Raw genomic sequence first — 25,408 nt, forward strand, 5'->3', positions numbered from 1 at the left:
GTCATGATTTCAATACAAACCCTTCACCATTCAACAACATTTTCGTTTCATAGACCTGCTTGCTGCGAAAATCGAACCAAAGCCCTGTTGAAAACAGGACTCCATCAACCAACCGATCCCAAAAATTCTTCCTTCTTTTTACCGTGTTCAGCTTGCAGCGCTTGATTTCTACAAAAAAAGCGCTTGCCCGCAGACCTTTTGGCATGGGTCGATCGAATGTGGTTTATACAATTTCGATATGATACGATTTACATATATTGTATGGTTGCCATCCTATTTTATAGAACAGGAGTGAAGTTTATGCAAAAGGAAATCATCTCCTTAGCTGAAATCACCCGGTTTCGATCCGCTGCCGAGGAATTCAATCCCTTTGATTGGTACAAGCACAAATTAGAGCATGAACCGGTAAGTTACACCGAAGCCACAGATTCATGGAATGTTTTCCGTTACGAGGATGTCAAAAGAGTGCTAAGCGACTACGATAACTTTTCAAGCGTACGTCCTCGAACGACAATCAGCGTTGGTGCTGATAATGAGGAGGGGCATCATGCAGGACGGGTTAATTTGAGCTTGGATCCTCCCGAGCACCGCAAAAACCGCAGCCTGTTGTCAGCTGCTTTTACCCCCAGAAGCTTAAAGCTATGGGAGCCCCGCATTCATGAAGTCGTCCGTCAGTTGATTCAAGATATGGGCGATGAGCCTGTGATCGATATTGTCACCACCTTTTCCGGCGCGCTGCCTACCATCGTAATCGCAGAATTGCTGGGTGTCCCCCCTGAGGACCGGTTTTTGTTTAAAGAGTGGGTCGATCATCTATTCCTGCCGCTGCCCCAAGAGAACATGGAAGATGTTCAGGAGCTGAAACGGCACGCCGCCAAGGAGTATTACAACTACCTTTACCCTCATGTCGTTCACAAAAGAACGGCTCTAGCAGACGATATCATCTCTGACTTGATCCAGGCCGAAGTAGACGGGGAACGTTTAACCGATGACGACATCGTCCGGATGACCATGTTTATTCTGGGAGCCGGGATTGAAACGACAAGTCATCTCCTGGCCTGCACCTTTTATTCCTTCTTGTATGATAACGAGCAGATTTATCAAGAAGTGCGGTCCAACCGCGAACTGCTCCCCAATACCGTGGAGGAAATGCTCCGCTACCGCTTTCATATCGCCAAAATGGACCGGACGGTAAAACAGGATAACAACGTGCTTGGCGTGGAATTAAAAAAGGGCGACGTCGTCGTTGCCTGGATGAGTGCCGCCAATATGGATAAGGCCATCTTTGAAGATCCTTTTACCTTGAACATTCATCGTCCGAACAATAAAAAGCATCTGACCTTCGGCAACGGCCCGCATTTTTGCCTGGGAGCTCCGCTTGCTCGGCTGGAAGCCAACATCGGCCTCGGATTGTTCATGGATCATTTTGAGCGGATCGAGCCGGTTCCCGGCTTCAAGCTGGAAGACCATCTTACCCCATCCGCTGCAGGCCAGACGTTAACCTCCCTGCCGGTACGTGTTCATCGCCGCTAACTCGGGACGTGAATCGCAATCGAGCTGAATAGATGAACGAAAGCCTCTCCCCAATGGGAGAGGCTTGTATATCCTGAGGAACTTAATCGTTTAGACTCCGCTTGTATAACCATTTTGACGGGTGCTTTCCGCTTCTCCGGATTCCTCACTCACTGCATATCTTTGTTCCAGAGCGGCGTTTAGCTGATCTTATCCCGCCTATCTTTCATACCAGTACCCGGATGCGTATCCTCCGAGCCGCATAAGCGCTTCAAGGAAAAAATAATCCCCCCAAATGACGAAATCATCCGGTGCTATGCCTCCCCGGACAAAGTAAGAGCCATGTCGCAAAAAGCCTTCTTCTGATGGGTTTCCGGCAGTAAAATATGCATTGACCATGGAACTCATCGAACGTTCAGCAAACAAAAGGAAGATCTGTCGTGCGGGATCCGCTGCATCCAGATGCTCTATGAGTTCCAATATGCCGCAAGCGGCTATGGCTGACGCGGAGCTGTCCCGGGGCGTGTCTTCGGATTGTGGAACATCGAAATCCCAATAAGCTACCAGATCTTCCGGCAGATTCGAGATGAAATAATGAGCCATCCTTTTGGCCGTTTCCAAATAGGCTGGTTCACGGAAATAACGATATGCCAGGGCAAACCCATAAATCCCCCAAGCCTGGCCTCGGGTCCAGGTAGATCCATCCTGATATCCCTGATGTGTCCCGCCCCGGATGGATTCACCGGATTCGGAGCAGAAATAAAACGTATGGTAGGAGGAGTCGTCCCCTCGCACCAGGAAACGTCTGCTTTTGTCAGCATGCTTCCGGGCAATGGCGGCATATTGAGGATCTCCCGTCTGCTCTGACGCCCAGTAGAGCAGCGGCAAATTCATGAGGCAGTCAATGATGATGCGTCCGCCGTTTTCCACATCACCCTCGGATCCCCAAGCCTGAATTATTTGAGCGGATGGCCTCCAGCGCTTCAGCAGCAAATCGGCTGCCTGCAGCGCGGTTTGTCTTGCAGACTCTTCTCCATCGATGATCCATGCCGCCAAGGCGGACAGGGAATACAGAAAACCGATATCATGATGTTCCAGACAGCTTTCCAACCGCAGTCTTTCCGTGAACGATTGAATGTTTGAAACAGCGGCCCGGTGGATATCCGAATCCTTGCTGTATTCATAACTCAGCCACAGAATGCCAGACCAGAACCCTTCCGTCCAATCCGTATGGTTGACCAGCTGATACTTGCCGTCTCCATGGCTGACATGCGGATATTGATCCTTAAAACGGTTAATATTTGCCTTGGTCGTCCTCAGGGTTTGCTCAATAGCTTCATTCCAATTCATAAAGACCTCCCGATGGATAGGATGAAAGGATGCCTGTAAATGTTATTTAGGTTCTACCTCATTCAGTGTCATGCGATATTCCAAGTCCTTCATATACGTCCCGTCGCGATTCAAAAACACGATGCCGAAGCTAAAATCTCCGCCGTCAGGGTATACAACAGCGACCAAACGGTTTATTCCGCCCTTCAAGTTGAGATTATGCACCGGATCGCTAACGTGGCCGCCGTTCAAATAGATTTGATGCGATGCTGTCGTAAGAACGCGGAGGCGTCCCGGCCGCAGGCTGCCTTCTCGATCCGGTATATGGACAAAACATGTCAGAAACCACGGCTTCTCTCCGTTATTGGCAATATGCATCGTACCGTCGCTCGGATGGCGTTCTTTTTTCTGCATCCAGCCGTACAGCCCTTCACCCAGATTGTTTAGGGAATAAGCGGGATCGGTAAAATAGGCCTTCATGTCGGCGAAATCATGAGAAGCCGGACACGGTAGCGCCATCATCGCTTCCACAGCCCATTCAGCATCACTTTTCTCGCTGGATAGCAACCCGTCGCCAAGGACAGCCCCCAAATTGGCAAGCAAACGCGAGTACAAACGCAACGCTTTATCGCTTTCGGGGTCCGGCAACAGCTGCGAGCAGATTACGAATCCCTTCCCGGTGCTGCTTTCAACCATGAAGCAACCCGAAGGCACCGCCTTTTTACGGTTAAGCTCGACAAGCGCCAGGCGGCTGTATTCCGATGTATACCCATTCACAAAATAATCCTTCCACGCGGTACCTTCGATGCTGTGGCATAATTCCTCCGTATCCGGCGCCTCGATGGAATGGGTAGCCAGCAACCGGTTTACGACCTCACGCGGTGACAAAAACACCTTGTCGAAGCCGAACAGGTCGACGGGGCTAAAGCCCCGGACGGCGGCGCTGCCGTAGTTCGCCGCCAAATGATACGTCTCGTGCGGCGTTATCCGAACGGCACGTTCCAGCAGGCGTTCCAGTGCCGCCTGCTGCCGGCCTTCCGCCGGCAGGACGAGCACGCGTCCGCCGGCTTCGGCGTAGCGCCGGACGGCCTCGGCCGCCCCCGGCGCCTCAAGCATGCAGGCTTCGGCCACCATCAGGCCGAAGCCCTGCAGCGGCGGCGCGCTTGCTGCGCCCGCCGGCGCGGTGTACGGCGCGGCTTCGCCGAGCGCCGTGTAGTCCAGCCGCAGCTTGTCGAGGAAAGCTGCGGCCGCCCCGCCGGAGCGAACGAAGGCCGCCGTCCGGCAAAGGGACGCGGTGACGCCGTCATCGGCCCGCCCCGCGTAGACGAGCAGGTTCCGCAGCAGCAGGCAGGCCTGCGGAACCCGGGATATGTTCGCCATCAGGTCGAGCTGATTGGCGATGAACATCCCGCGGCCGCTCCGGTATTCGAGCAGCGGGGACCACAAATCACCGCCGTCGCCGAAATCGCCGTTGCTGCATTCCAGCAGCAAGCCGAAATCGCCGAGGATGGGTTTTTCGAAGGCGGCATGTATGATCGGCAGCGGCCCTTCTTCCCGAAGCTCTTCGTGCCAGAACATCAAATCCTTATCCCCGATACCTGCCAGGATCGGGTGTCCGTAATCCCCGGCATGGGCCCGAATGAATGGCTTCCGGGACAACGAGAGTTTGCCGATTGTCAGGTGACTTTGCTCCAGCAAAAGCAGCCGGCCTCCCCGGGATACATAATCTTTTAGCGCTGTTTCCATTCCTCCGTCCGCATCCTGAATCTGGCTGCCGATGATAAGCAAGCCTTCTTCACCCAAACCCGAAAAGCTATTCTTGTCTGCCCTGCTGCAAGCGGGAATAAGCCCCTTGATGATATCAAAATCCCTATCGGAGCCATAAAATACTACCGCCCGGTTAACCGTCACGGGTTCACTCAATAACCTGGCTGACAGAATTCTGTATTCGATAAGAAGCTCATCAACCGTCTTTCCGCCATGCTTGAGCTGAGCCGTAAATTCAGCTGTCTCTTCGTCATCCGTGCGCTCCGGTGCCCACTGCACCTGAATAACTTTTCGTTCCGCCGGATCTTGGACGAATTCAAAGGTTTCTGCATGCACGACTCGGCCTCCTTGGCGGATCAGGCACTCTACCCGTACCTCCTGCGCGGCAAGCGTGTCATTATAGACGTCAAAGCGGCGCTGGATAAGCTCATCATCATAAAAGCACCGATTGTATTCGGCTGCGATCAACGCAGCCGGTTTGAACGCACCGGCCATGATCGCAAAAGCCGGATTAGTCCTAAACGGCGGATATCCCTCCGGCAGCAGGCCGTTATTCAGCGTTAACGAATAGGCTGGGATTCTTTTATGCTTCACACCAGGAAAATTGTTATCACAAGGCGATAATATGACGTCTTCCTCTGGTATGGCCCGCATGAAATAATGAGCGAAATTGAATGTCGAGATGCCCGATACGTCTTGGCGCCGGGCATACTCTACGAAGAGCCTTTCTTTCCATGCGAATCCGGCGGTGCTCTCATCCGTGCCTCGATAAGCCGCCAGCCCGATATACATGCTGCTGTTCTGTGGGCATATATACCACCAGCCTCCGTGTTCCCCGAAGATCAGGGGAACCGATCGATCCCACTGTTCAATGGTGCCGTCGATGTTGTAATGGCGGCTCTCGACCTCTGTCGCAGCCTTCGTCAGTAGCCTGTTGTCTCCTTCGGCGAGAATCGGCCGGGTCGGATCAAGCTTGCGAATTTCAGCCATCAAACCGGGAACCTGCCCCTTGAAGCATTCCCGGCCGTCAACCCAGCGCATTTCGTTTTGCACGCTCCAGAGAATGACGGAGGGGTGGTTTTTGTCCCTTTTTACGAGCCGCCGAACATGTTTACGGCAATTCTCCAGGTAATCGGGATGATCTGCTTGCATCGATTTGCCAGATCCATAGATCGCCGTTTCGTCGACGATCAGCATGCCTTCCTCGTCAGCGATCCGAACGTAATCGGCTGGGTAAGGCTCGGCGTGCAGCCGGATGGCATTCACGCCTACGGATCGGCACATGCGATACCAGTTCCGAATATAGGCTTCCGTCTGCTGCACGCCGCCTTGAAAATGCCAGGAATCGCCGCGCAGGTTGATCGGAATCCCGTTCAGGACAAAACGAGGTCCTTCGCACCAAAATTCGCGGAAGCCGAACGTTTCGCTGCAGCGGTCAATGACTTGCCCGTCTTGCAGCAGTTCAATCTCTGACAGGTACAGAAAAGGAGCATCCGGGCTCCACAGGCTTGCATCCTTCCAATCCAAGGTGAAACTCGCCCGGTAAAATGCTCCTTCGCCACTATTTTCGCAAAGTCTGAAAAAGCCACCATCACTAGGGTCCACAGATTCAGCCTCTCTTTCTGCCAGAAGCACCAATGCAGATACAGGCTGGTTTCCCGTGATATTTTCTCCCAGCTCCTTGATGGAGAGCCGCATGCGAAGCATACCTGGTTCCCTTATCCAATCGCCCGGCGCAAAGCCGGCACTCGCTTCAACCTCGAGTTTCCCTTCCCTAACGGAAGTACGAATCGTCATGTCTTCAATAGATAAAGCCGGATAACTCTCCACATACGCGTCTTGCCAGATTCCGCGGCAGATGCTGCCAAACCATGAGCCCACGAGACCGGTTACTCTAAGAGCTCCCGAAGGCAGCCTCACTTGGTCGAAGCTTCCCACGATGATATGCAGATGATGATCGCGCCCTGGCTCTGCGAAGGGGGTAATATCCACTCTCAGCGGCAGATATCCGTCTTCCCAAATTGCGATTTCCCGATAATCCAAATAAATGGCTGCTTTTTGCATAACACCGTCCAGTCGCAGTACGATCCGCTGCCCGGCCAGTCTGTCCGGGAGTTGAAAGCTTCGATGCAGCACGCCGGCTTCCGCCTGGTCCCATTCCTTCGGGTAATCGTACAGATCCATCGGCGCATACGCATATTCGGGAATATCCCCGAATAATCTGCCCGACGCCTGCCTATAGGTTCGTCTCCAGCTGGAGGGCACTTGAACCTTTCGTTCTTCATAAACGAGATTCGATGGCAAACTGCAACTCCAGGGCTGGTCATACAAGGGCATGAAATCCCATTCCCCGTTCAGGCAGATCAGTTCACGCATGCGGGAACCCCCTTTCGGGAGCATATCCCCGAACCTCAAGTACAAGCTCCAGCTTTCGCCAAATATCCTGACCTTCGGGGACTCCCTTCCATTTAATAAAATGCGGTTCCATGATCTCTGCCCAGTGATCAGGCTTAAGCGACGTGTTCAGCTTTCCTTCATAAGGTGCAGGCTCAAGCGTCTCCGGCAGCTCCGAATAAAAAAAGAGCAGGTTTTCATGCAGGCCGATCATTCCGTACTTGTCGCCATCCCCCGGCTTCTCCTCCTGATATTGATAGTGGAAATAGACGTAGCTTGCGATCTGTTCCGGCTCGAGTCGCGCCACCCGTCCAAAAGGCCTGCGATCGGAATGCTTCCGCACCCATTGTTCGTTCGAAAGCGGATGCTGATAATGAAAAATATCCGTCATCGGTACCCACCAGCGCTCCTTCCCGGTTCCCGGCCACATCGCAAGCTTTCCGCCGGAATTCCCCAGCAATCGCTCCGGGCCTGCTTCCTCCTCCAGGCATTCATAGTAAAGAAACAACCGATTCTTATCCGCGAATAGACTTAAATTCACTACCTGCAAGCGCTCCATGACTTCCGTAAGTGCAGAACACACTGCGTCATCCTGAAAATATGTTTTAGGTTGTTCCCCTCCGCGCCATTCCGCTTGGTATAAACATCGTCTCATGCCTTTTCCTCCCCCCGTCTGCCCTTTTTATCGTAAAATAGCGCCCCCTCCGCAAGCAGAGGGAGCGCCGGCCATACCGAAAACAAATCGCATGATGGCACCGCCGAGAAGCGGGCTTTACTTCAATCCCTTATCCTTCAAGAATTGCTCAAACTGTTTTTTCACCTCTGCTACATACTTTTCTTCGCCTGCTTCCTTCAGCTTTCCGTATAGAGAAGGCCATGTTTCATCGAAGTCCAGCGTACCTGTCACCAGTCCGCGCTTGTATTCGCCCCAAACCGCGTTTAGATTGGCGATTTCCGTGCTGACCGGCTCGGAATTGAATTTGAAGGCGCCGACGGGATTAACTTCCGAATTGCTGTTAATCTTCTTCGTCTCTTCCCAGATGTTTTCCGGCTGGCCTTCCCGCAGGTAGGAATTGAACACGCTGCCGAATACCCAGTCCATGTTCGGCTGGTAGCGCGAATCCGGAAGCGCCTTGATGTACTCGCCAGTCAGCTTTTCGTAGTGCACGCCTTCCAGTCCGCTCGTAAGCAGGTTGTATAGTCGCTTGTCGGTGTTAACGAGATTCAGGAACATCATGGCCCGGTCTGGATTCGCGGACGTTCTGCTGATCGACTGGTTGGTCGTCGCCGAATAGCCGTTGGAGAACCAGTCGCTGAGCGGAATGGTGATCACGTCGTGGCCGCCGTTCTTCGCCTTGACTTCGGATTCGACTCCCGGCTTAAGCACGACGTTGAAATCAACCGCGACCTTGCCGTTGAAATCGCTCGCCTTCACGGTAGCTGCATCCTTGTAAATGTATCCTTCTTTGTACCATTTGCTAGCCAAACGGAAATTGTTCAGTTCCTCTTCGGGATAACGGTAGAGCGTATACGCCGGATCGTTGGTTTTAATGTAAAAGTGGTCATCCAGGCCGGGCACCACCCAATATTGGTCATCATGTGCCTGCGGGTTGACGAACGAGGTTCCGAACAGGCCAAACGGAATATAATCCGGCTCGTTACCCTTGACTTGCTTCAGGAACGGCTCGATGTCTTCGATCTTCTTTATGGAAGTCGGATCGAGTTTATATTTGTCCGCCAGATCCTTCAGCACGATGAACCCGTAACGTGAACCGTTGATTTGCTGGTTCGGTATCCCGTAAATCTTACCGTCAACGGATAGACCGTCCCACATCACTTGCGGTACGTCGGCTTTCAACTCGGGAGCGTATTGGTTCAGCAGTTCGTCAATCGGCTGGATCGCTCCCTTGCGCACCAGCTCCTCCGGTTTCAGCATGTATCCGGTCCAGAGAATGTCGAACTTCTCGCCGGCTGCCAGGACGGTATTCATTTTCTGAACATAATCGCCGATGGCGACCGGCATCAGCTTGACGGTGGCATTGATTTTTTCCTTCACGATTTTGTTGACCTCGTCCTGCACCTTTTGCTGATCCGGCTGCAGTTGGGATAACGGATAATACCAGGTCAGCTCGACCGGCTTGAGACCGCTTTCGTTTTTGGCATCCGACGAGCCGCTTTTCGCCCCTCCGTTATCCACGGTTGCATCGCCGGATTTGCCGCCGCATCCGGCAAGCACGGTCGCCGCAAGCAGGATGAATGCCAGAACGCCAAAGAGCTTGTTCTTCATGTGTGTGACCTCCTGAATTTTTATATGGTTGTTCTATGTTAACCCTTGAGGGAGCCAACCGTAAGCCCTTTCACGAAAAAACGCTGGAAGAACGGGAAGATCACCAGCATTGGCCCTCCGGCCAGCACCGCGATCGCCATTCGTGCCGAATTATTCGGGAAGCTCGCCAGATCAATGCTCAGCTGCTGAGTAAATTCCGAATTGGTCGTCAGGAATTCGATGCTATTCAGCGTCCGCACAAGCAGCAATTGAAGCGGGACTTTGCCCGGATCGTCGATATACAGCATGGCATTGAACCAGTCGTTCCAATACGAAAACGAGATGAGCAGTCCGAGCGTTGCAAGCGCCGGTGTCGATAAAGGCAGGATGATCCGGAAGAAAATACGAAACTCCCTAGCCCCGTCCATTTTGGCCGACTCCACGATCTCAAGCGGAATTTTCGCCATGAATCCTTTCATGACCATAATGTTAAACGGAGACAGCAGCAGCGGTAAAATCAATGCCAGCAAGCTATCCTTAAGGTGCAGGTACTGCGTGATCAGAATGTACGATGGCACCAATCCTCCGCTGAACAGCATCGTGAAAAAAACGTAAAACGTTGTCACCCGGTTATACCGGTAGTCCGGGCGGGAGATCACGTAGGCTGTCATCGCGGTCAACAGCAGCCCGACCAATGAACCTACAACCGTTATCAGGAGCGTTATCCCGTAAGCCTTGATGATCACATCCGGAGCGTCCAGCAGGTATCGGTATGCATCCAGACTGAAATGCTGCGGGATAAACCTGTAGCCGAACTCCGAAATGGATTTCTCGTCCGTCAGCGACACGGCAATGACGAGCAGGAACGGCAGGACAACAATGATCGACAGAATGGTGAACAGCAGATGGATCAGCAGTTTCGAAACTTCAAGCTTTCTACGCATCATTCCACCTTCCTTACCACAACGAATGGTCGGGATTGATTTTGCGTACGATGCCGTTTGCCACCAGCACCAGTACGAATCCCACCACCGATTGATAAAAGCCTGTAGCGGCCGACATGCTCACATTCCCGATTTCGCGCAGTGCGCGGTACACGTAGGTGTCGATAATATCTGTCGACCCGAAAAGAAAACCGGAATTGTTAGGGATGAAATAGTGCAGCCCGAAATCGCCGCGGAACATGTTGCCGATGGAAAGAATCAATAAAATAATCACCAGCGGCGACAGCAGCGGAATCGTTATCTTCGTCGCCATCTGCCATTTGGTTGCGCCGTCGATCTTGGCAGCCTCGTAATAATCGCCGTTGATTCCGAGAATTCCTGCAAAGTAGATCAGCGTATTGAATCCAACCGCTTTCCATAAATGAACGAGAATCAGGATCACCGGCCACGGCGCTGCATTTTGGTACCAACTGACGGTGTCCATGCCGAACGCCTGCAGGGTACGGTTGATCAATCCGTCCGAGTGGTTCAAAAAAGCGTACGCCACGTATCCGACCAGCACCCAGGACAAGAAGTGCGGAAGGAACAACGCGGTTTGGTAATACTTGCTCCACTTCTGCTTGATTTCGTTCATGAGGATGGCCAGCAGCAGTGCCGATACGGTGGTCACGACGATGTAGGCCGTATTATATAACACGGTATTTCGTGTAATGCGCCAGGCCGTATCCGTCGAGAACAAATAACGGAAGTTATCGAAGCCCACCCATTTGCTGCCGAAGATGCCGAGATCATAGCGGTAATTTTTAAAGGCAATGATGAGACCGACCATCGGGATATAAGCAAAAATCAATTTATACAGGATTCCCGGGAGCGATAATAAGAACAGCTCCCGGTTATTCCGGAAATGATGAAGCTCCCTCCCGATCGCCGACTTCTTCCTGCGTTTGGACGACTTCTGATTCGGACCTGGCGACGACTCCGTTGCTGCCGGAGCTGGCCTCGAATCCTGAGACACTGCCGCGGTCTCTGCCAGCGACACTTTATCCAACATATTGAAAGCCCCTTTCCTCCTTTGCCCAGTTTGTGTTCCAGGCTTTGCACGTTTAACGATAGCTCAGGCGGGCAATCGTGCGTACTGTACAATTGCAGGAAAGCTGTACTCCAGGGCTGTATAGATGCTTGATAGCTGTACTGGTGCCGTACGGCGCCAATTGCTTCCGGGTTGCGAACGGCAAAAACCCGCAAAAAAGGCATATCCTCTTTTGCGGGTTCGTACCTGCCAACTCTACCTGCTGCTCTGCTCAATGGCTGTTTTCAATCGGTATTCCTTCGGCGTTGTACCGTATCTCCGTTTGAACAAACGGTAAAAGTAGCTTTCGTTGCCGAAGCCGACCTTTTCCATAATTTCCTGCACCGTCCACTGATGATGCTCCAAATAGCTTCTGGCATGGGCAAGGCGGGTGGCATTGATCTGGTCGACTACACTGCCGCCCTCCTGGGCTTTAAAGACCTGCCCCAAGTACACCGGGCTCATTTTGAGCATGTCGGCAATACGCTGCACGTTCAAATCCGGATCGGAAAACTGCTTTTCTATAATTTCCTTGACGGTATCGGCCAGCAGACGATTCTTTTCCTCGCGTCCGGTCTGCCGCTGCTCGAAGACCTCGCGAACGACCTCCAGCAGCACGATCTCGATTTCATCCAGCGTTTCCTTCTCCAGGATGCGCCGGTTGATGGCTTGCACGTTCACGGTGACCGGATTCAAATTATGGTGGTTCATCTCGCCCAGTGTATTGCTGAGCGTTACAGCCAAGTGCAGCAGCGCGGAATACATGTTTTCGAAGCTGAAGCCGCAGATAAGTTCCTTCCAGCTGCGAATCGCCAGCTCGGTCTCCTCAAGATCCCCGGACTTGAGTCCTTCCGACAAACTGCGTTCCAGCTCCTGCGGAATCCGGAATGTTTCATTGTTTTCGTTGTGGATCAGAAGCTGCGGTTCGATGATAGCTCCCTTGCCGAATATCATCCGGTAGTTCGAATGCCGGGCGGTCAAATTGTACTGCCTTGTAATTTCCCGGTAATCCTCGAATATGTCGCTTAACGTGATGGTGAAGGTCATTCGATAATATTTCAAAATCGTTTGCTGAAGCTCTCTGAATCGGGACTCGAGCGACCCGAGGCGTCCGGCTTGCCCGCTGAGAATGAAGACCAGATGACCGCTCTTCATGTCCGCGGCTTCGCAGTTCGTCTCGCTGCCCAGCAGCTCCTGACCAATGTTGGCAATGGCAAAGTACAGCAGTGATTCCGCTTTGGTTCCAGGGACGGCGGACAAGCGGTCCAAGCCGTCGATCTCCACCAAGGCGAGCCGAAGAGGCGAGTCGGCATCAATGTCGATATCGTACTGCTCCCGGAGTTGGCGGAATTCATGCTCGCCCACGCCGTCGCTAAGACCGATCAGACTGCGCAAATGATACGTTTTTGCGATATTCCACTGTACAGCTTTTTCTTGTTCCAGCCCTTTCAGCTTTCCGATCATTTCAGATACGTTCGCCGCGATGAGCGACAATTCGTCCCTGCCCTGAGGACCTGCTTCCCGTTCGTTCGGCACAAGCGTCAGCAGTTGGCCGACCGGCTTGTAGAGACGCAAGGAGAAAAAGACCGAGAGCGTAACGGCCAATATCGCCACGGACAGCGTCACCGCCATATCCGTCCATTTCATTTGACGGACGCTGCCGAGCACATCGTTATAATCCTGCAGGCTGATAATTTGCCAATTGTTCAATGCTTTGTTCAAATACGTGACCTTGTATTTCGTTCCATGATTCTTATAAATGAATGAATCCAGCGCGCTGCTTGATGAGCCGATTTGCGGCAGCAAATCCCTGCTCACGTCGATTCCCTCCGGCAAAGCACGGTCACTGCTAATTAACACCTTACCTTCACTATCTGTGACGAAAAGTACGTCGTTTTCCCGCTGAGCCACCCGATTAAGCGCTTTCACATTATCGAGCATCCAGCCGGGCTTCACCGTCAGGACAAGAACGTTATCGTTGACGGAGCCGCGCGTCGGCCCGTCATATATAAAGAAAGCAAACATGTCGATCCCATTGCCCTGGCCGTTGAGATCGAGCGGCAGAAGCTCCAGCTTGGGCAGATCGGCATGCGTATCCATATACTTTTGAAGCTCGCCGTACAGAACCTTGCTTTCCATGTCGTGATTCAGCGACGAGTAAAAACGGTGCTGCCGGCCGTTGTAGAATACGGCAGCCTGCAAATAAGGGGAAGCAGCGACCGTACGGTTCAGCCTTTCAATTTTCAAAATGCTCTGCTTGTAATCCGATCCCGATTTCAGTGCGATCAGCTCTTCATCGTTATAGAGCGAAACCGCCAAGTCCTTCACAATGCCGTTCATGTTTTCGATATTGTAATTGATTTGGGTCAGCAGCTTGCGGTCGGCATCGTTCTGCAGGCTGAGCACCTTGTCGCGCGCGAAGGCATTCATGAAAAAAGAGGCAATCGCAAGTACAGCGACGACAAGCATAAAGCTGAGCAGTATTCGCTGCAAATATTTTCTGGACCGGAACGAATGCACCAAGTTCATAGGATATCTCCTCCCTCCTCTTTGACGTGGGGTACCCATCCCACCGGGATATTCATTCGAACGCCTTAGTGGCACCCCCTGCTAAAATCGTCTAGCCAATATCCGGCATATTGGCTAGGTCCAAGGACAATCCGAACAGCTTTTTCAAGATCGTTTGTGCTATGATCCGATGGCCCTCCCGGTTCGGATGAATACCGTCGCCGCTTGAATATACCCTGCCATGTGATCGTTTGCTCCGGATATGCTCAATGAGCGGAGAGCGAATATCGATGATGTCGTCGGCGGGACGCTCGGACAAGAGCCACTCCGAATACAGTTTTAACACGCCATCGTAGCCTTGATAGGGCTCCAAGTAGCTGAAATTGGGAGCGTCACCGGGCTGAAGCGTGGCGTTCATGGATTCGGGGTCGAAAGGCGGCGGCGTCATCAGGACCGAGATCGCGCCCTTATTACGAATTTCTGCGACGAGTCTCCTGATTCCTTCTTGATAAGCGTCAAACCGCTCTTCGGAAAACGGATGATAGATTCCGTCATTCATTCCGTAACAGGCGACGACCATCCAAGGGTCCGACGATTCCAGCACCTGATTCAGCCGATCATGAATGCAAGGCCGCGGAAATGGATGCGCCGCTTCGCTCAATCCGGACGCGGTCTCGCTTGGTACCCCCCTCCCGAGCAATTCCGCTCGAAGGGTCCCTCGCTGCCGCTGCAGGCAAGCCTCGATAAAACGTATATATTCACCGCTAGCGGTGATACTGTCCCCCAAAAAAACCAATGTCTTTGCTGTGGAATCCTGCTTTCTCATCGGATACAACCAGTCCGCGTTCATGTTTTCCCCTCCCGAGTGGCTTATGTATGTCATGCTTCTGCACTTTCGCCCGCAACCTAATGGTAGCGTCTACAGTCCTTTCTTCGCCTTGACGATCAAGGCAATGTTTAGCATAATATGGCCATGATTACGAAACTTTCCGCAACGAACGTCGGTCTGGAGCCCGGCTTTGCCTTCCGCATTCAGAAATGCCCGTTGAAGCAAAATTACGACGTCCATAGCCATGATTTCTCCGAGCTCGTCGTCATTTTATCCGGAGAAGCCGTACATATCATCGAAGGGAGGGAATATCCTGTTTCAGCCGGTCAGGTATTTCTGATCCACAGCGGCGTATCTCACGGCTATAAACATGTTGACAGCATTGAGTATGTAAACGTCATGTTTCAACCGGAGCAGCTGCTGCAGCTATCCGAGCTAAGGATGCTGCCCGGGTTTCAAGCGCTGTTTTACATCGAACCCTTTTACCGCAAGGAAATGTACTTTAAGGGCATGCTTACACTAAATGAGACGCAGCTTGGGGAAGCGACCCGGTTACTCGATTTGATTCTGGAAGAATATAATCGCCAGCCACAAGGTTACCGGATGATGATCCGAGCTTATTTTAGTGCCTTGGTCGGTTTGCTGTCACGTTATTATCAGGACGGCAATGAACAGGAAGACAATAAAGCGCTTCGGATTGGAGAAGCAGTCACCTATATTGAGGAGCATTTTTTGCAGCCGGTCACCTTGCAAACCTTGGCGGATAAAGCATTTTTGTCCGTCCGGCAGTTCCAGCGCGTGTTCTCCCGGAATTACCATACGACGCCAATGGATTACGTCATCCGCAAGCGGCTCAATCATTCCTGCATGCTCCTGCGCACTTCCGGCTATTCCATTTTACAGGTGGCACTTGAGAGCGGATTCCGAGACCAAAACTATTACACCCGCCAGTTCCGCAAAGTATTCGGTTGTACGCCGACCGTATACCGTAATCAAATCAGAGACTCGCAGAATATTTGACAACGCAAAAAGCCCGCGGCAGCTCGCGGGCTAGTTTTGTCTTCATCCACACCTGTTATTTTCTTTCCGACACCGCAAAATAATTGTCCTCGGAGTCCGCAAAGTTAAACACTCTGCCCGTAGGCAAATGAACGATCTCGCCTACCTTTACATTTTTATCGGTTAAGCTGCTGTACAGCTCGTCCAGATTTGCCGCATAAAACATCAAGGAGGGCGTGCCCAGATTCAGTTCGGGCGACATTTGGGCAATTAATTTTTTGTCATGCAACACGATACTGGTTTCTGCCCCTTCGCTTGGTGCAACCTCAATCCATCTCATTTGACCGTTATTTTCTTCGGAAACGATTTGAAATCCTAATTTCTCAGTCCAGAAAGTTACGGCTTCGTCTTGGTTGTTCACGTACAACATGACTTGGCCTATGTTATGGATCATGCTGTTCTCCCCCTTTCAAGTAGTTAAGATCTGATTCTATTCCTTTCCATTGTATGATTTTTTTACTCCCGGTACTAGCTAGTCTGTTCATGTATCTCATCGTTTCTGCTAAACTCTTAGTATATTACCAAGTACCCCCAAAGGAGAGCTTTTTAGATGTTATCGTACCCCGCAGCCACGACGAAAGAGCAAAAAATACATATGATTGATCAATTGAAAAATCGCCTCCTGCATCTCCATGGCGATGCGATTCTGGCCATAGGCATGTACGGCTCGATTGCACAGGGAATCGACGGACCGTATTCGGATATTGAACTTCGGGTCGTCACAAAGGACGGTGTATCCCTTCCCGGATATGAATTTATATATCTCCCTTTTAAAATCGAAATCAGTATGATCCAAAAGCAAGAAATGTACCGTTCCGCTTCAGCCGTGGACGATTCCTGGGCCATTAAAGCGGGAGCCTATGCTCATTTGGCTGCCATTTATGATCCTAATGGACTGCTGGAAGAAATCCGCACTTTACCGATGCAGGTCTCCGAAGAAGCAATCCGGGAAGTAATGAGAGAATTCATGATCTGGGAACCCTATGAAACGGTAGGTAAAATACGCAATAATAAGCTTGCCGGAAATTACAGCTACCTGCCGCTTGGAGCCAAGGACCTCGCATGGCAGACCGCCAAGCTGATCGGACTTGCGAATCGGACTTTCTTCAACACCAGGGCACGAACCTATGAGGAATCCCTTCAGATGCTTTCCAGGCCGTCCGGCTACGATGAATTGGTCGGATTAGTGACCCGAGGCCAGCTTCATGAGATGGAGATGGTTTATGAGCACTGCGAAAATCTGTGGACAGGACTGAATGAATGGTATGAGGAAATGGGAATCGATTACAGGTTGATGGAACTCCCATTTTAAACTGTGAATCGATGCGGTCAGGATCATCGGAATTCACACTTGAGGAAGCAAACGTCAAAAAGGAGCAGATCCATGATCTGCTCCTTTTTTCATTTAACATCCCAGAGGTTCATTGCCCGTTCACAGGATTGGGATGCGCGGAAATGTCGCGGACTTCCTCCGGCAGCTGATAGGATGTGCTCGGAACTTTTTTAGGCGCGTATTCAATCACGTCGGATGAATATATGGACACCGCCATGCTTCCTCCTCCCGCAAATGCCCGGATCAGCACAGGCTGGTTGTACGCATTATCAAAAACAAAGTCCGGTCCGCCCCAGCTCACAGTCGCATCTCTGCCCGGAGGCACGTAGGGAACATGGCGGCTGTGGGAATATCGCTTGACGATGCTTAGTCCTGCGCGATCGACCGCGTTGAATAACGTGGAGGACACCTGGCAGATGCCGCCGCCGACCCCCTCGGATAATTCACCGCGTACAATGACTGCTGCTTGCCGGTAGCCCTTTCCCATGGTTCGAATGCCGACCACTTGATTAAAGGAGAATGTTTCTCCGGGAAAAATAACGGTGCTGTCAATCGCTTTCGCTGCTAGAGCAATATTATGGGATCGATCCTTGTTATTGGCATTGTAATAGGTAACATAATAGCCGATTTGTTTCGCACGCAGCGATGCAAGGAGTTCCGTATCGACCTTCGGATATATCGGGTATAAAGGAGCATCCATGCGAGCAGGACCGCGGCCGTAAAAGTATGCATAATAACCTTTCAGAAGCTCCCTCCGGTTCAGCTTGTATCCATTCTCCCCGGGTACGATGCTTCCGCTGCCGTCAATGCGGGCGTTTCGTGCTTCTTGGTAGATTTTCCGGTCCAATTCGTTCACCCACCGGTTATATTGGTCCATATACAGCAGCGGAAACACATTTAGATTGTGCGGATACCGCTTCACGCTGGAAACGGCTTTTCCTTCATGGGTGATAATTAACATGTCTTGCCCCGGTTCAGGCTCGTGGTCCTGTACGAGAGCAAACAGAAGACATGCCATGGATATCCATTTCAAGCATCATCACTCGCTTTTTCTGAGGGTCTATTTGAGAACATCTTTTAGTTTCGTTGAAATATAACAGATCGGTCTTCCTGCTATTATGTTTCCACTGCTGGTTATTCATTCAAGTTCTGCCTTATTGTCATAACTTCATTGTTCGTAAGCATAATCAATACTGTATCAGCAAAAAAGAACCCAAGTTTAATGGAGGGGGAATTATGAACGATAAAGAACAAGCATCCACTTCATCTCTGCAATCTGCGGGCATGAATCCATCGGACGTCTCGGATCAGCACGCCAAAGCGGAAAGCTCGCCCAACAATCTTCGTGATTTACCGTGGGCAAATGATATGCCGGCAGAACTGCATTCGCAAACGGTGGGCGTTAGAGGCCCTGTGTTGGAACAGGATAATCTATTGCATGAAACACTGGAAACTTTTGTACATACGAAAATCATTGAAAGACCTGTGCACGTCAAAGGCTACGGAGCTTTCGGTTATTTTCAGACCGTTCATTCCATGGCGCCCTATACCAAGCTCTGCTTTTTGCAAAGTTCCGGTCAGCAGGTCCCTGTCACCGTAAGGTTTTCCCTCGCCGTAAGCACCAAAGGAACACCGGATACGTCCCGGAATGTGCGTGGTTTTTCCACTAAATTTTATACGGAGCAAGGCGTTTTTGATTTGCTCTGCAATCATATCCCTGTTTTTTCCGTACGGGACGCCATACGCTTTCCGGAATCCATCGAAGCCTTCCTGCCCTCGCCGGAAAACAATCTGATCGATCCCGAACGATTCTGGAGCTTCGTGGCGCGCGCACCGGAATCGACTCATTTTCTCGTATGGCTCTATTCCGACGTAGGCACGGTGAAGAACCTGCGCCGCATCAAGGGCCACAGTGTAAATACCTATGTATGGCGGAATGCACAAGACGAACGGCATTACGTGAAATACCATTGGATTCCCTTTGCAAACGAACAGTACATCGATCGCGAGGAAGCGGCGAGGTTGGCCGGTACGGATCCGGATATCGCCGGCAAAGATCTGTTTGATACGATAGCAGCAGGCAACATTGCGGATTACGGTCTGTATGTACAGCTGATGCATCCCGACGATGCGGCGAAGCTTCCTTATGATCCGCTGGATGACACCAAAATCTGGGATGAGAAAGAGTACCCGCTGCTTCCGGTAGGAAGATTAGTATTGAACCGTAACCCGGATAACTATATGGAGCAGGTGGAAAAACTCGCGTTCTCCCCATCCAATCTGCTCGATGGAGCAGAGTTGTCTGACGATAAAATGCTTCAGGGACGCGCCAACATCTACTGGGATTCACAGCGGCGGCGCATTGGCCCGGATTTTCGCAAGGTTCCTGTTAATCATCAAGAGAATTGGACTCCGGCCTCCCTGGTAACCAGCGGTGACGGTCGATTCGTGGAGGGACAGCTCGAGAGAACAGATCTTCCCAAACAGGATGATTTTACGCAAGCCGGACAGTACTACCGGGCTTTGTCATCAAAGCATCAGGATCATCTGGTGAATAACCTTGCTGCGGATCTCAAGGACATCTCCCCTGAGACGCAAAGCATTGTGATTGAATATCTGCATAAGGCCTCAGCAGACCTGGGAGACCGGGTTAAGCGGGAAATCCATGAACTGAAGAAGGAATCATGGGATTCAGAAAACAAGTGATGCAAATAGAATGAGCCTGCCGATGAAGAGCGGAAGCCGGGTAATCCTCCACTCTTCTTTTTTTGTTGCAGGAGACGTACTAAAAGCGGTGTCCCCCTCATTTCCTTCACTTCCCCATCATATAATCCCTAACAATGACGTACTTTGGAGGTACTTTACGAATGGGCAACGTGCTGAGATCGGTGCATGAAGAAATCGAACGCTTGTCGGCCTACCTGATTCAGCAGCAGCATCAGGACGGTTCCTGGCGTTTTTGTTTTGAGAACGGGATTGTGATTGATGCGTATGTAATCATTCTCTTCCGGGTATTGAACGTTGCTGATGAAGATCTGATCCGGCGCCTGCATGACCGTATACTTGACGAGCAGCGGCCGGATGGATTCTGGTCATTGTATCCCGATGAGAAGGAAGGGAACTTGTCCGCGACGGTTGAGGCCTATTATGCTCTCCTCTATTCCGGATACAGCAAGACAACGGACGAGCCGATACTGCGGGCCAAACGTTATATTCAAGCGCGCGGCGGTCTTGGAAAAATCAGCAGCATTTTGACCAAAGCGATTCTCGCGGCAACAGGGCAGCGCAAATGGCCCTTATCGATATCGTCTATCCCCCTTGAAGTATTGCTGTTTCCCAAGTATTTTCCGATTAACTATTTCGAGTTTTCAGGTTACTCTAGGGTTCATCTCACCCCGATGCTCGTCATGGCCGACCGGCGCTTTGCGGTCTCAACGGAGGATACCCCCGATCTGTCTGATCTCATGGATCCGCGCGTTGATGCCGAAGAACCGGTTTCAGGAGAATATCAGGCTATGCAGGATGACATACAGGCTGGTCTCGGCAGATTCCTCGGTACGCCCCGACACATACACGAGACCGCAACAAGCAGGGCGGAACAATTCATGCTCCAGCGAATCGAGTCCGACGGTACCCTCTACAGCTACGCCAGCAGCACGATTCTCATGGTTTTGGCCTTATTGGCTTTGGATTATGATCGGAAGCATCCGCTTATAGCAAAAGCTGTACAAGGACTCACGGCGATGCAGTGCAAGGTTGACGGGAGGACGACAATGCAGAATTCACCTTCCACCGTCTGGGATACGGCTCTAATCACTTACGTATTGCAAGAGGCCGGGACTGCCCAGGATCATATGGCTATTCAGCGCGCTTCAGACTATCTCGTGTGCATGCAGCAGGATACAAAGGCCAACTGGAGCATTCACAATCCGGATACAGAACCTGGCGGCTGGGGATTTTCCGAATCCAATACACGCAATCCGGACGTGGACGATACAACTGCGGCATTAAGAGCCATTCATACTCGATCGACTTCCAGCACGGCATACCGGGCTTCATGGAACCGGGGGCTGAATTGGGTTTTGTCCATGCAGAATCAAGATGGCGGCTGGCCGGCATTCGAAAAAAACACCAACAAGAAAATGCTTACCTGGCTCGCGATCGACGGTGCCAAATCGGCTGCCATCGATCCCTCCGAGGCGGATCTTACAGGACGCACATTGGAGTTCCTCGGAAACTTTGCCGGGCTGGATTCGAAGCATACCTTGATCCAAAGGGGAACGAAATGGCTGGTGGAACATCAGGAAAAGAACGGTTCGTGGTACGGAAGATGGGGTGTTTGTTATATCTATGGTACATGGGCTGCATTAACAGGCCTAAAGGCTGCCGGGTTGTCCTCTAGTCATGAAACGCTGAAAAAAGGAGCCGAATGGCTCCTCCGCATTCAGAACGCTGACAGCGGCTGGGGTGAATCCTGCCAAAGTGACCGCCTTCTGCGTTATGTTCCTCTCGGGGAGAGCACCCCCTCCCATACCGCTTGGGCACTTGACGCCCTTATCGCTTGCGAGCCGAAACCGACATCAGCCGTAGATCAAGGCATATTAAGACTCATCACATCCTTGCATGAGAACGATTGGAAGACCTTTTATCCGACAGGTGCAGGTCTTCCCGGCAATTTTTATTCCCACTATCACAGCTATCGTTATATTTGGCCGCTTCTTGCGCTGAGTCATTACAAGAGCTCCTATGGCGAGGGATAAAAGTGAATCTTGCGGAATCAGGATACCGGGGTAATCGTCGGAGTCTTCGGCCCGCCTCGTAAAGCGCGTGTCAGCTGCATCGTGGCCGCATAGGCGATTAAGGCAACCGTTAATGCCCCGGTGAGTGCAATCGCCTGCCCCAGGTCCATGCGCAGAAGAAAGCGGTGGGCAGCCAGGCTGCTGATTGTCATAAAAATGGCTCCAGCTCCGGCTTTAAGCACAATGCGGAAATCAAAATAAAACCCGATCGTTTTGGCGACGGAGAAAAAGTTCAGCACCGTCAGCAGCAGAATCCCCAATCCGTAACCCATGGCGACCCCTTCGATCCCGAGGTTGGAGCCAAGCACAAATATCATGCTCATCTCGAAAATATTCGTCATAATATGGTTCCACATCACGGTTGATGCTCTGCCTAATCCGAGCAGAATAGCCCTTAGCGGAGCCTCGAAATAATGAAGAAAAAACAGCGGTGCCAGCAGCTTAAGGAGAACTCCAGCTTCCGGCGCATGATAGATCACTGTCGTCAGCGGTTCAGCCCACAGGTAAAGCAAGATTGTGCAAGGCAGGCCGGCAATCAGCGCGGTACGCATGGCCATATCCATGCGGCTGTGCATCAGACGACTGTCGTTATCGACGCTGGCTTCGCTGATGGCCGGAATTAAGGCGGTGGATAACGATTGCGTAAAGAAGCTCGGGAGGAACAACAGCGGAATGGCATAACCGGCCAAGAGACCGAACTGCTTGGTCGCCATTTCGGTTCCTACGCCGAACAGCACCAGGCTCCTCGTAACCAGAAGCGGAAGAAACGCATGGTAAATGGAATGGATTAAGCCGCTGCCCGTCATCGGCAAGCCGATGCGAAGCAAATCCCGAAGCGTGCGATCCTTTGTTTTCGGTGAAACGCTGGGTACGGTCAATCGTTTTTCCTTCACGTTCTCCCGATGAGCCCATTTAAACACGGAAAACAAATACATCAGCCCGATGCCCTCTCCGACCACGGAAGCTGCCATCGCTCCGGCAGCCGCATAGGCGATTCCGTAGGGAAGCAGCACCTTGACGACTCCGATGATCACGATGATTTGCGCCAGGTTCTCGATGATATCAGACAAAGCGAGCGGATTCATGTTCTGCTTGCCGCGAAAATACCCCTTCAGCACCGCGGACATCGCGATAATCGGGATGATCGGCGTAATGGCAACCATCGCGTAATACGCACGCTGATCCGCCAGGATGAGCGAAGCAATCCATTTGGAGCCCAGGAGAGCCGCTAAGGTCAATATAACGCTCAATGTTCCGGTAATCGTTAGGGATACGGCCAGAATGCGTTTGATGCGTTTCTCATCCTGCCGCGCATCCGCTTCCGACACGAGCTTCGAAATCGCTACGGGCAGCCCCAATTCCGTCAGCGTAATAAACAAGGGAAGCAGCGGATGCGCGATCATCAGCAAGCCTACCCCTTCCGCTCCCAAAAACCGTGCAAGCAATATGCCGTTCACGAACCCGAGACCTCTTGTGAAAAATGACGACAAGGTCAAAATGAACGTTCCTCGTATAAAGCTTTGCTTTTTCATTCCCATTCGCTGCATCTCCACCCTACTGTCTTGTCCTGTTCTACTTTTTAAATCTATTCGAAGAACAGCCAATACATGCAGACAAGTATGGTGTTAAGGCTACTTTTCGTCTTGCCGCCAAACATCTTTATAGTCCTGATGTCGTTTGAATTGAGCCAAAGCAAAAGAGCAAGCGGGAACGATCTGTCTGCCGTCCGTGCGCGCTATATCCACAACAGCTTTGACAAGCTGATCGCCAAGCTTTTGTCCACGAAGCTCTTCCGAAACATAAGTGTGGTCAATCACCAGCGTGTGCTCATCCTGCATCTGAAACGTGATTTCCGCTATTTCTTGCCCATCCTCCACCATGACGAGCCTATGATTATCTTCACGTATTTCTCTCATCTAAATTCACCTTCCTACATTCGTTAATACTGCAGCCTCTATTATTCTTCCCCTGCGTATCCAGTTATGAAACCTCCCGCTTAACGATACGGCGGAGAGCAGAATCAGATCTGGCTTTAGCCAAGCTGCTAAAATTTACTCTGGTGCTTTACCAGAAGAAAGTGTATGATAGATACCTGTCCTATGTTTATGCATCACTCAAAATTAGATGATTGGCAAGAAAGGGTTACTGAACATCATGAATAAACATCAATTAGGTTTCTGGATCTTAACCGCCCTCGTGGTGGGCAATATGGTCGGTTCCGGCATTTTTATGCCCCCACGCTCATTGTCGGAAGCGGCAAGTCCAGCCGGAGTGATCCTCGCCTGGGCTGCAACGGGACTCGGCGTATTAATGCTCGCGCTTGTCTTCGGCAGTCTGGCTGTTCGCAAGCCTGAGCTAAGCGGCGGCCCGCAAATCTATGCAAAAGAGCTGTTTCGTGAAGGATCGAAAGGTTCTCTGCTAGCGGGTTTTATGTCCACATGGGGTTACTGGATCGGTAATATTGCCGGATTTGTAGCCGTCATTACGACATTTGCCAGCTATCTCACGACATTTTTTCCGGTGCTTACAAGCGATAAAATATGGTTTTCTTTCGGGAGTATGAGTATTAAGGCTGGCAATGCTTTAACGTTTCTCGTTTGTTCGGCACTGCTTTGGGGGACGCACGCCATCTGCCTCAACGGCATCAAAGGCGCGGGGAGATTAAATTTTATTGCCACGGCCACCAAGGTCATCGGCTTTGGGCTTTTTATCGTGATTGCCCTGCTGGCATTTCAACAGAGCAATATCGGGCCGTTCTTGGCACCGCGTTCCGACGCAAGCGGAAACTCGATGGGTCTGCTTTCGCAAATCAATGCCGCTGCCGTTGCAACGCTTTGGGCATTCATTGGCGTGGAATCCGCCATGGTATTCGCGGGGCGAGCCCGCCGCAAGCAAGACATCCGCAGTGCAACGATTGCCGGGCTTCTGATCTCGATCGTGCTGTATGTAGGCATCAGCATCCTCACCATGGGACTGCTTACGCAGGATCAATTGATCGCTTCCCTGAATCCGTTGGTGGATGGCATTTCGGCCGTGCTCGGCCCTCTCGGCGGCAAGCTGCTGGCAGGGATCGGTCTGATCAGTTTGCTCGGATCGACCATCGGCTGGGTCCTGCTCAGCAGCGAGGTGCCGTATCAAGCTTCCAAGCAGGGCGTGTTTCTATCGTCTTTTTCCAAAGAAAACAACAAGGGCATGCCGAAGAGCTCGCTTTGGATATCCAACGCTTTCGGCCAAGTGCTGCTGCTGTCAACGATATCAAGCTCCATATCGGCTGCGTTTGATTTTATTATCTATATCGCAACGCTCGCCTATCTTGTGCCTTATTTGATTGCATCGCTCTACCATCTCAAGCTGATCTGGACCGGCGAAACTTATTCACTGCAGAGGGAGCGAGTGACCGAGGGGATCATCGCAAGTTTAGCCGCCATCTATTCGTTATGGGTTATCGTGGCGGGAACAGCCAATCTGAAGACATTTCTGTTGGGCGTTGCCCTGATCGCAAGTGGAATTCTGCTGTACCCGCTACTGCTGAAGCACAAAAAAACCCATCTCTAATCGACAGGCAGACAGATGAAATGAATCACGCACTTCTGAATCCA

19 protein-coding genes are annotated in these 25,408 nt (G+C 51.5%); 6 read left to right on the top strand and 13 right to left on the bottom strand.

The genetic code is table 11. From position 1 onward, the window contains the following. Position 1: 1 nt before the first annotated feature. Complete coding sequence (locus tag PCH05_RS17975; RefSeq protein WP_127604362.1) at positions 2 to 205, bottom strand: hypothetical protein; 204 nt, start codon at positions 203 to 205, stop codon at positions 2 to 4. Positions 206 to 300: 95 nt separating this feature from the next. On the opposite strand from PCH05_RS17975, the gene PCH05_RS17980 reads away from it, so the two are divergent. Then, entirely contained in the window at positions 301 to 1,533 is a 1,233-nt protein-coding gene (locus PCH05_RS17980) for a cytochrome P450 (protein ID WP_127604364.1), read from the top strand. A 198-nt stretch (positions 1,534 to 1,731) separates the two neighbouring features. On the opposite strand, the gene PCH05_RS17985 is transcribed toward PCH05_RS17980, so the two are convergent. The 8 genes from PCH05_RS17985 to PCH05_RS18020 all read right to left on the bottom strand — a co-directional run bounded on the left by PCH05_RS17985 (position 1,732) and on the right by PCH05_RS18020 (position 14,639). Continuing rightward, on the bottom strand, positions 1,732 to 2,862 hold the full coding sequence (locus tag PCH05_RS17985; protein WP_127604366.1) for a glycoside hydrolase family 88 protein: 1,131 nt from the start codon (positions 2,860 to 2,862) through the stop codon (positions 1,732 to 1,734). A gap of 42 nt (positions 2,863 to 2,904) precedes the next feature. Beyond that, positions 2,905 to 6,984: a glycoside hydrolase family 2 protein gene (locus tag PCH05_RS17990; protein WP_127604368.1), complete on the bottom strand. Its 4,080-nt coding sequence runs from the start codon at positions 6,982 to 6,984 to the stop codon at positions 2,905 to 2,907. Further along, entirely contained in the window at positions 6,977 to 7,657 is a 681-nt protein-coding gene (locus PCH05_RS17995; protein WP_127604370.1) for a hypothetical protein, read from the bottom strand. The genes PCH05_RS17990 and PCH05_RS17995 overlap by 8 nt, the downstream gene beginning before the upstream one ends. 117 nt (positions 7,658 to 7,774) lie before the next feature. Next, on the bottom strand, positions 7,775 to 9,289 hold the full coding sequence (locus PCH05_RS18000; protein ID WP_127604372.1) for an ABC transporter substrate-binding protein: 1,515 nt from the start codon (positions 9,287 to 9,289) through the stop codon (positions 7,775 to 7,777). A 38-nt stretch (positions 9,290 to 9,327) separates the two neighbouring features. Continuing rightward, the gene (locus PCH05_RS18005; RefSeq protein WP_127604374.1) at positions 9,328 to 10,212 is read right to left on the bottom strand and encodes a carbohydrate ABC transporter permease; all 885 of its coding nucleotides are present in this window, start codon (positions 10,210 to 10,212) and stop codon (positions 9,328 to 9,330) included. A 13-nt stretch (positions 10,213 to 10,225) separates the two neighbouring features. Beyond that, complete coding sequence (locus tag PCH05_RS18010) at positions 10,226 to 11,263, bottom strand: ABC transporter permease (protein WP_127604376.1); 1,038 nt, start codon at positions 11,261 to 11,263, stop codon at positions 10,226 to 10,228. A 234-nt stretch (positions 11,264 to 11,497) separates the two neighbouring features. Further along, a complete protein-coding gene (locus PCH05_RS18015) occupies positions 11,498 to 13,810 on the bottom strand; it encodes a response regulator transcription factor (protein WP_127604378.1) in 2,313 nt (770 codons plus the stop codon). A gap of 91 nt (positions 13,811 to 13,901) precedes the next feature. Beyond that, positions 13,902 to 14,639, bottom strand: coding sequence for an SGNH/GDSL hydrolase family protein (locus PCH05_RS18020; protein WP_164766700.1), 738 nt, complete (start codon positions 14,637 to 14,639; stop codon positions 13,902 to 13,904). Positions 14,640 to 14,762: 123 nt separating this feature from the next. Between PCH05_RS18020 and PCH05_RS18025 the strand changes: the two genes are divergently transcribed. Next, entirely contained in the window at positions 14,763 to 15,638 is an 876-nt protein-coding gene (locus PCH05_RS18025) for a helix-turn-helix domain-containing protein (RefSeq protein ID WP_164766701.1), read from the top strand. Positions 15,639 to 15,693: 55 nt separating this feature from the next. Here the strand turns inward: PCH05_RS18025 and PCH05_RS18030 are convergent, their stop codons facing one another. After that, the gene (locus tag PCH05_RS18030) at positions 15,694 to 16,071 is read right to left on the bottom strand and encodes a VOC family protein (protein ID WP_127604384.1); all 378 of its coding nucleotides are present in this window, start codon (positions 16,069 to 16,071) and stop codon (positions 15,694 to 15,696) included. Between the two features lie 156 nt (positions 16,072 to 16,227). On the opposite strand from PCH05_RS18030, the gene PCH05_RS18035 reads away from it, so the two are divergent. Then, entirely contained in the window at positions 16,228 to 16,989 is a 762-nt protein-coding gene (locus PCH05_RS18035; RefSeq protein WP_127604386.1) for a kanamycin nucleotidyltransferase C-terminal domain-containing protein, read from the top strand. 109 nt (positions 16,990 to 17,098) lie between these two features. On the opposite strand, the gene PCH05_RS18040 is transcribed toward PCH05_RS18035, so the two are convergent. Then, a complete protein-coding gene (locus PCH05_RS18040) occupies positions 17,099 to 18,028 on the bottom strand; it encodes a VanW family protein (protein WP_164766702.1) in 930 nt (309 codons plus the stop codon). 350 nt (positions 18,029 to 18,378) lie between these two features. On the opposite strand from PCH05_RS18040, the gene PCH05_RS18045 reads away from it, so the two are divergent. Then, the gene (locus tag PCH05_RS18045; protein WP_246049724.1) at positions 18,379 to 19,716 is read left to right on the top strand and encodes a catalase; all 1,338 of its coding nucleotides are present in this window, start codon (positions 18,379 to 18,381) and stop codon (positions 19,714 to 19,716) included. A gap of 161 nt (positions 19,717 to 19,877) precedes the next feature. Then, positions 19,878 to 21,770 (top strand): squalene--hopene cyclase, encoded by a 1,893-nt coding sequence (shc, locus tag PCH05_RS18050; RefSeq protein ID WP_127604390.1) that lies wholly within the window; start codon positions 19,878 to 19,880, stop codon positions 21,768 to 21,770. Between the two features lie 17 nt (positions 21,771 to 21,787). Here the strand turns inward: shc and spoVB are convergent, their stop codons facing one another. Together spoVB and PCH05_RS18060 are read right to left on the bottom strand one after the other, a co-directional pair. Next, positions 21,788 to 23,347, bottom strand: coding sequence for a stage V sporulation protein B (gene spoVB, locus PCH05_RS18055; protein ID WP_127604392.1), 1,560 nt, complete (start codon positions 23,345 to 23,347; stop codon positions 21,788 to 21,790). 93 nt (positions 23,348 to 23,440) lie between these two features. After that, complete coding sequence (locus PCH05_RS18060; protein WP_127604394.1) at positions 23,441 to 23,725, bottom strand: GNAT family N-acetyltransferase; 285 nt, start codon at positions 23,723 to 23,725, stop codon at positions 23,441 to 23,443. 238 nt (positions 23,726 to 23,963) lie between these two features. On the opposite strand from PCH05_RS18060, the gene PCH05_RS18065 reads away from it, so the two are divergent. Further along, the gene (locus tag PCH05_RS18065; protein ID WP_127604396.1) at positions 23,964 to 25,364 is read left to right on the top strand and encodes an amino acid permease; all 1,401 of its coding nucleotides are present in this window, start codon (positions 23,964 to 23,966) and stop codon (positions 25,362 to 25,364) included. Positions 25,365 to 25,408 lie beyond the last annotated feature (44 nt).

The sequence above is a fragment of the Paenibacillus chibensis genome (genome assembly GCF_004001045.1).
GTDB lineage: Bacteria > Bacillota > Bacilli > Paenibacillales > Paenibacillaceae > Paenibacillus_AQ > Paenibacillus_AQ chibensis.